The 1359-nt window shown below is 69.8% G+C and carries 1 protein-coding gene; it reads right to left on the bottom strand.

Features of this window, described 5'->3' with window-relative positions; all coding sequences use genetic code 11:
* Window positions 1-1323: hypothetical protein (locus DBR34_RS09615; RefSeq protein WP_258223787.1), on the bottom strand; the 1323-nt coding region annotated here is incomplete at its 3' end.
* Between the last annotated feature and the right edge of the window lie 36 nt (window positions 1324-1359).

The raw sequence follows: 1359 nt of genomic DNA, 5'->3' as shown, positions 1-1359 counted from the left end.
GCCCAGGGTGAAGATCACCGCCAGTTCCGGCAGGCCGTGCCCGTCCAGCGTGGTGGTCATCGCCGCCAGCTGTGCCGGCGCGATCCAGCCCGGGGCCTTGATTGCCAGCAGGTAGGCCACCGAGGGCAGGAAGCCCAGCACCATCGCCCCGGCATGTTCGCGCGGGGTGGCCTGGAAGGCCTGGGTGGTGATGTCGATGGCCACGTACACGATGATCGGTGCCAGCACCGCCAGCGGCAGCCACTGCACCAACCCGGAGATCACCCCGAGCATGCCGCCGATACCGACGAACAGGCCGGTCAGCAGCGTGTAGCCGCTGCGTGCGCCCATGTGTTTGTAGGCCGGCTGGCCGATGTACGGGGTGGTCTGCGCCACGCCGCCGCAGAGGCCAGCCACCAGCGTGGCGACGGCTTCCACCAGCAGGATGTCGCGGGTGCGGTAATCGTCGCCGGCCGCGCGGGCGCTCTCGGACACGTTGATGCCGCCCACCACCATCAGCAGGCCGAACGGCAGCAGCAGCGGCAGGTACGTCATCGCCGTGGGCAGTCCCTCGATGAAGCCCAGCGTGGGCCACGGCAGCACCACCTGCGGCGGCGTCCAGTCGGGCACGTGGAAGCCGGGCGCGCCCAGCCCGGCCAGCCCCAGCCCGTAGTACAGGGCGGTGCCGAACACGAAGGCAACCAGCACGCCCGGCGCGCGGATCGGCAGCTTGCGCTTGGCGATCAGCACGTACAGCAGCAGGCCCAGGGTGACGAAGCCGACGACCGGCGAGCGCAGCGTTTCCAGCAACGGCAGGAAACCCATCAGCACGATGGCGATGCCGGCGATGGAGCCCAGCAGCGAGGCGCGCGGCAGCGCGCGGGTGACCGCTTCGCCGAAGAACGACAGGATCACCTTGAGCACGCCCATGATCACCAGCGAGGCCATGCCCAGCTGCCAGGTGGCAATCGCCGCGTCGTGCGGTGCCAAGCCCTGCGCCTTGAAGGCGATGAAGGCCGGGCCGAGCACCAGCAGCGCCATGCCGATGCTGGTGGGCGCGTCCAGGCCCAGTGGCATCGCGGTGACATCGTCACGGCCGGTGCGCGTGGCAAGCCGCCGCGCCATCCACGTATAGAGCACGTTGCCGACCAGCACGCCGAAGGCGGTGCCGGGGAACATGCGGCCGAACACCACGTCGGCGGGGAACTGGAAGATGCCGACCAGCGCCATCGCGATGAAGCCCAGGATCGACAGGTTGTCGACCACCAGGCCAAAGAAACCATTGAAATCGCCGGCAACGAACCAGCGGGGGGGTCCGGAGCGGACGGGAGCGGGGGCGGACATGCGCGGCACTGCCGTGGGGAGGGGGTAGCCGATGGT

Origin of the sequence: Stenotrophomonas sp. HMWF003 (assembly GCF_003061285.1) — a bacterium.
GTDB classification, from domain to species: Bacteria; Pseudomonadota; Gammaproteobacteria; order Xanthomonadales; family Xanthomonadaceae; genus Stenotrophomonas; species Stenotrophomonas maltophilia_AP.
This window is presented reverse-complemented; position numbering and strand designations above follow the sequence as displayed.